General features: G+C 64.3%; 8 protein-coding genes. 6 read left to right on the top strand and 2 right to left on the bottom strand.

Features of this window, described 5'->3' with window-relative positions; all coding sequences use genetic code 11:
- Window positions 1–204 precede the first annotated feature (204 nt).
- Window positions 205–945, bottom strand: a complete 741-nt coding sequence (locus AB0E63_RS46175; RefSeq protein ID WP_360381199.1) for a hypothetical protein — start codon at window positions 943–945, stop codon at window positions 205–207.
- A 190-nt stretch (window positions 946–1,135) separates the two neighbouring features.
- On the opposite strand from AB0E63_RS46175, the gene AB0E63_RS46170 reads away from it, so the two are divergent.
- The gene (locus AB0E63_RS46170) at window positions 1,136–1,468 is read left to right on the top strand and encodes a hypothetical protein (RefSeq protein ID WP_360381196.1); all 333 of its coding nucleotides are present in this window, start codon (window positions 1,136–1,138) and stop codon (window positions 1,466–1,468) included.
- A 106-nt stretch (window positions 1,469–1,574) separates the two neighbouring features.
- On the opposite strand, the gene AB0E63_RS46165 is transcribed toward AB0E63_RS46170, so the two are convergent.
- Complete coding sequence (locus tag AB0E63_RS46165) at window positions 1,575–1,712, bottom strand: hypothetical protein (RefSeq protein WP_360381194.1); 138 nt, start codon at window positions 1,710–1,712, stop codon at window positions 1,575–1,577.
- A gap of 90 nt (window positions 1,713–1,802) precedes the next feature.
- On the opposite strand from AB0E63_RS46165, the gene AB0E63_RS46160 reads away from it, so the two are divergent.
- The 5 genes from AB0E63_RS46160 to AB0E63_RS46140 all read left to right on the top strand — a co-directional run bounded on the left by AB0E63_RS46160 (window position 1,803) and on the right by AB0E63_RS46140 (window position 4,719).
- Complete coding sequence (locus tag AB0E63_RS46160) at window positions 1,803–2,114, top strand: hypothetical protein (protein WP_360381191.1); 312 nt, start codon at window positions 1,803–1,805, stop codon at window positions 2,112–2,114.
- 172 nt (window positions 2,115–2,286) lie between these two features.
- Window positions 2,287–2,751 (top strand): hypothetical protein, encoded by a 465-nt coding sequence (locus AB0E63_RS46155; protein ID WP_360381188.1) that lies wholly within the window; start codon window positions 2,287–2,289, stop codon window positions 2,749–2,751.
- A 203-nt stretch (window positions 2,752–2,954) separates the two neighbouring features.
- The gene (locus tag AB0E63_RS46150; RefSeq protein WP_360381185.1) at window positions 2,955–3,302 is read left to right on the top strand and encodes a metalloregulator ArsR/SmtB family transcription factor; all 348 of its coding nucleotides are present in this window, start codon (window positions 2,955–2,957) and stop codon (window positions 3,300–3,302) included.
- Complete coding sequence (locus AB0E63_RS46145) at window positions 3,292–3,783, top strand: SRPBCC domain-containing protein (RefSeq protein ID WP_360381182.1); 492 nt, start codon at window positions 3,292–3,294, stop codon at window positions 3,781–3,783. The genes AB0E63_RS46150 and AB0E63_RS46145 overlap by 11 nt, the downstream gene beginning before the upstream one ends.
- Window positions 3,784–4,365: 582 nt before the next feature.
- Entirely contained in the window at window positions 4,366–4,719 is a 354-nt protein-coding gene (locus AB0E63_RS46140; RefSeq protein WP_360381179.1) for a hypothetical protein, read from the top strand.
- Window positions 4,720–5,268: the final 549 nt, after the last annotated feature.

Genomic DNA, 5,268 nt, shown 5'->3' with positions numbered 1-5,268 from the left:
CGTCCTCCTCCTGCGATGGGACACCAAGCCCTACAAGCGCATCAGGAGGACGTTCCCGCGCCCGGACCGACACGCAGAACGTCTTTCTATGCCGCCGTGAGGTAAGCGCGGTCACCGCGATCAAGGACCTAGGGGGTTGCGGACGCCCTCCGAGAGCGGGCCGGTTGAGCATCAGATGATTCGGGGATGTGCCGGACCGGGTTGTCAGGCAGGGCTGAGCGCCGGGCGGAGGCGGACCAGTCCCTCCGGCTGCATCTCGGCCCATTCGGCCATCTCGGCGGTGACCCGGAATAGTTCGGCCGTGATGAATGGTTGAGCCTGCGCATCGGCGCCGGTGCCGAAGGATTCCAGGCGCCACTCCCGCCAACGGGCCAGCAGGACGTCGTAAACCTCGTCGAGTTGAGCACGGGTGAACAGGCTGGGCACCACGCAGAGCTGATCTGGCAGGTGCGGGGACAGTTGCCGAGTGACCGCGTCGAGGTCGGTGGCGGCGACGACGAGGACTTCCTGGCCTGCGGAGGGACGGAAGATCACCCGGGTGACCATCGCCCCGGACGATTCCAGGTCGCCGTAATCCAGGTCCCAGGCCAGTGCGTCGCGCCGCCAGCCACCGGGTGGCCGCGGGCAGGGCGGGTCCGTCCAGTCCGCACTCGGCTCACGAGCGGGGATCTGCGGCGACTGTGCCTCGACCTCGATGCGCTCGTCGCGCCAGGTCCCGACGACCGAGACGAAGCCCGGGACTCGGTTCGGTCCGAAATCGGTAGGGACTGCCTCGGCGTCGGCCCCGATCAGCCGGATCGACCGATCTGACTTCCAGCCCGGCGGTTTGCTGATCAGATCATGGACGCGGGCCAGGTCCAGCCAATCACCGTCTGGACCGACCACGAACTGACCCCAGGTCCGCACCCGGTCCTCTGCCTCGAACACCAAATCCCTGGCCGCCATGAATACAGGGTCTCTCTTGTCGCACCAGCTGGTTCGGAAACGACCCGAAGCCGCCGGGCCCGCCCCGCCTCGACTGTGCCGCACGAACGCCCGGATCTGCCGCGCTCAGTGCGAACGTTGCTGGTCTCAGGGGCAAGCCGCCAGGCGGGAACATAGCGGCACCCGCCTGCTAGTGGCTTACGCTCCGGGAGTGCCAGAGCGGATCATGTACCTCCAGCTCAAGACCGGATACACCACCGATCGTGGGCCGGCTTGGATCGCTTGCGTCCGGTTCACGCGCAGCTGGCGGACTGCCTACGTCCATGGGAGAACCCTGCGCCGAGTCACGGGGATCCCAGAGGCCAACTTCGACTCGAACTTCTACGATGTCGACACCGGAGAAAAGTTCTGGATGTCAGGCCCGAAGCGCGACCGCACAGACGGCCGCTACTCCAACCAACAGCCGCTCGTCGACGACGACGCGCGAGAAGCGTACGAGGCCTTTCTGGCCGGCGCACCGCTACCAGGTCGGGAGAACGGCTAGCCGGTACAACGCACTCATCTGCCGCTGTCCGCTCGCATCGGCAGCCGCGCGGCACACCGCTTTCAGTCGTGCGGCCAGTTCGGCGAGCGGATCCAGCCCTCGCTCACTAGCCAGGCGGCCAACCACTGAACTTCGTCGTCGGGAGGAGTTTGAATGCGATGTTCGGATCGTCGGCTTCCACCTCGTATCCAAGCTTGATGCTGGCAGCCAGGTCGCTGGCCATCTGCTCGTAGTCCCCAGTCACGGTTGCATTCTCACCATTTTCGAACGTCCGGTCATGCCGGAGACAGGAAGGCGCGGTCATGCCGATGTGCGATCGGGCAGAATGACCGCCATGACCGCTCGACTCGCGACTGTCGCCCCCGATCTTGTCAGTCGCCTGGACTCACTCTCGGACGACCAGTTGGGCAATGTCGTCGCCGTTGCGGCGCGCGAGGCTGTCACTCGCAGCGGATTGGACGAAGCCACCGTGTCCACAGCATTGGACCTCATCGGCCCCGGGGAACCGGACACAAGCGCAAGGTGGGCAGTCGAGGTGATCGGGACACAACTGGACGAGCGGGCCTGGGACATCCAGGAGCTTGAGAACGACAGCCAGCAGTACCTGGATGCGTTTCAGCGAGCCCGAGCTGCGTGGGCGGTGTGACCCGGACCGACGGGTTGCGGCCGTCGAATCGATCTACGAGGCGCAGGCGACCCTCGGTTCCATCGATGAGCTGCGAAGGCTCCGCGCGCCACTTCTGCCACGGGGCATAGGCCACGACACACCAATGCACTCTCTAAGTAGCCGCGATCCGTTCGGCGACTAGGTTGTCGCCATGACCGATCCCGTTGACGATCGCACCGGTGCGATCGACTATGACGCCGCCCTCATGCTGGATGCCGAGGAACTGGCAGAGCAGGGCGTCGCAGCTGCCTATGTGGAGTTGTCGACGCGGCTCAGCGAACTCGGAATCGAGCCGGCGTTCGTCAGCGAGAGCGTTGATGCCGAGGCTGGCGCGTACGCCGTGCAAAGTGGCGGAACTAGCTACTCAATCTCCGGCCCGTCGATCCCCGCCTCGCACTGCTGGGGACTCGCGACGTATGCCCTCTTCGACATCGTGAACCGGCAATTGGCGAGGCACCGCCTCGCGTTGTACGCGATCAACGGCGGCAATGACCTGTTCGGCATCTTCATGACCCCCGCTCAGGCCGCACGCGCGCGAGGTGCCCTGCCGCGAAAGTCTGACTGGCCGTACATGCCGACCCATGAACCGGACTGGTTCGGCATGTATCACGACTGAACGGCGCGACAGGTTTACTGGCGTGGCCGACCGAGAGGGCCATCCTTCCGGGTTCTGCCCGGGGACCCGCCCGATGATGAAGCAGATCTGAGTCGCTCGGACATGCCGCATTCTGCGCGCTCATGCCGATGAGCGGTCGTCCACCGAGTGGCGCTTTGCGTCCGCACCCTTGACATATATCCATATGGAGATATGTTCGAGGGGTGGCTCGAGCCTCGACAACGTCGGATGTCTTCAACGCCGTCGGCGACGTCCACCGCCGCGCAATCCTCGATGTGCTGCTCACAGGCGAGAAGGCGGTCGGGGCGATTGTCGGCGACGTCTCGATGTCTCAGCCCCAGGTCTCGAGGCACCTGCGGGTGCTCGGTGAGGTGGGGCTCGTCAAGTGCCGCGCCGAGGGCCGTCGCCGGCTCTACCGCCTGGCCCCGGAGCAGCTTCAGCCCATGCAGGACTGGGTGGCCAAATACGAGCGGGCGATCAACGACCGACTGGATCGGATCGAGGACTACCTCGAAGAGCTGCAACGACAAGGGGACGACAGTGACACCTGATCGGCATGGTTCTGCAGTCATCACATTCCCGAACGAACTCGAGGTTGTCATCACTCGAGAGTTCGACGCTCCGATCGCTCTCGTCTTCGACGTGTTGACGAAGCCCGAGCACGTGAGCAAGTGGGGCGCGACACCCCCGGACCGGATGACGGAGTGCTCGATCGACCTGCGGGTCGGTGGGAACTACCACTCCTCCTTCGTGACCGGAGACGGAACCGTCTTCTCGTTCAGCGGGACATACTTGGAGGTCGAGCCGCCGGTCCGAACTGTGGAGACGTGGCATTTCAACTGCTGGCCGGATGTCGAGGCAGTCGAAACGATGGAGCTGCAGGAACGTGACGGAGTGACGACGTTCAATTGGAGACTGGCGTTCCGTGACAAGGCAGGACGCGACCACATGACCGGCTTTGACGGCCAGCAAGACAGCCTCGACGAGATGGAAGACATCCTCCGGTCACTTCTCGACCCCAGCCGAGCCTAACGAAGGGAACGCACGCTCATGCCGCATTCCGCGCGCTCATGCCGACGAGCGATCACGGCTCGACGTATGCTCCGCAGGTGCTTCATGAGTTGTGGGAGGACCCTGATGACGATGCCGGATACTCGCTGACGTTATGCCTCGCCGGCCCGAGAGGGGAAGCAGGCCGCTCATTGCTTTCGCCATCCGCTCGCCGACGTGGACCGTGGAGGCCGAAAGCCACTTCCAGGCGATGACTCTGTACTACGAGCACATGGGCTGGGGACTGTAAACCAGCCGAGACGAGCGGGATTTACCGACCTACGCCGAGCTTGGGTGGGAGGACGAAGGCGAAGGTTGAGATGCACACGCCGTCGCGGTCGCGGAAGCCGAGGGTCTCTCGTGCCGCTATCGGGGGCGGAGCGCCCGGATAGCCGCGGTCAGAGTTAATCGCTGCGCCATCCCGCAAGGGCCACGCGGAAACGATCCGGTGGGTACTTGCTGTCGATCCTGGGTTCTGGCGGGGTCGTCGCCCACGTGGAAGTCTGGAGTGCGGAGCGCGCAGTGCCGGTGCCGCCGGTCGGTGAAGCTCCAGGAGGTCACCCAATGAAGGTGCGACTACGCGGGTTCGGCTCCATCGAGGTTGAGGGGCGAGAGTACGACCACGACATCGTCATCGAGGGTGGCCGGATCCGGAAACGGAGGAAGGGGCCTTCGAAGCCGTACCGAGGCGAGTTCGGGCACACACCACTGTCGGCCGAGGAGGAACTCCCCTGGGGTGGAAGCCGGCTGATCATCGGCACCGGGGTCTACGGCTCGCTGACGATCATGCCCGAGGTCACCAAGGAGGCCGGGCGGCGGCACGTGGACCTCACCGCCATCCCTACAGAAGACGCATGCCACCTGATCGCAGACCTCAACAAGCGTGAGGTCCACGCAGTACTTCACGTCACGTGCTGACTGTGAGTCCAGCCCACTCTGATGCCGCAGACAGGGAACGTCCTGAACTGCCGAATTGAGTGCGTCAGACTGCGCGAAATCTGACATCCTTTCGCCATGAGATCGGACGGACGTGTACTGCCGGACGTGGGCGAGACGGCCGTGCTGCACGACCTGGGCTTGGTGCGTTCTGATGAGTTGCCCGACCTCGCGGCGCGCTGGCTCGCTACCGATCTCGTGGACACGGAATCGGTGCGGATGCTCGCAGGGCATGACCCAAACGATCCCTGGATGTTGGAGAGATTGCTCGCTCGCAGATTCCGTCGCCGAGGCGAATGCCGAGATCCAGTCCAGTCCTGCGGATCGACAGGACGTCGCCGTGGATTGGGTTACTTCCATATGGCGGGAGACAGGGAACACCCGCTGGGCAGTTGGAACGTTGGCTCTTCTAGGCGAGACGCACATGGAGTTCGACCTAGTGGTCCGTTTCTGAAGTTTGGTGACGGTTGGCTTTGGCGAGGACCTGGTCGGCGGTTTTGGTCCAGACGAACGGGTGGCAGCGGTCGTTCC

Origin of the sequence: Kribbella sp. NPDC026596, assembly GCF_040638415.1 — a bacterium.
Classification (GTDB): domain Bacteria; phylum Actinomycetota; class Actinomycetes; order Propionibacteriales; family Kribbellaceae; genus Kribbella.
This window is presented reverse-complemented; position numbering and strand designations above follow the sequence as displayed.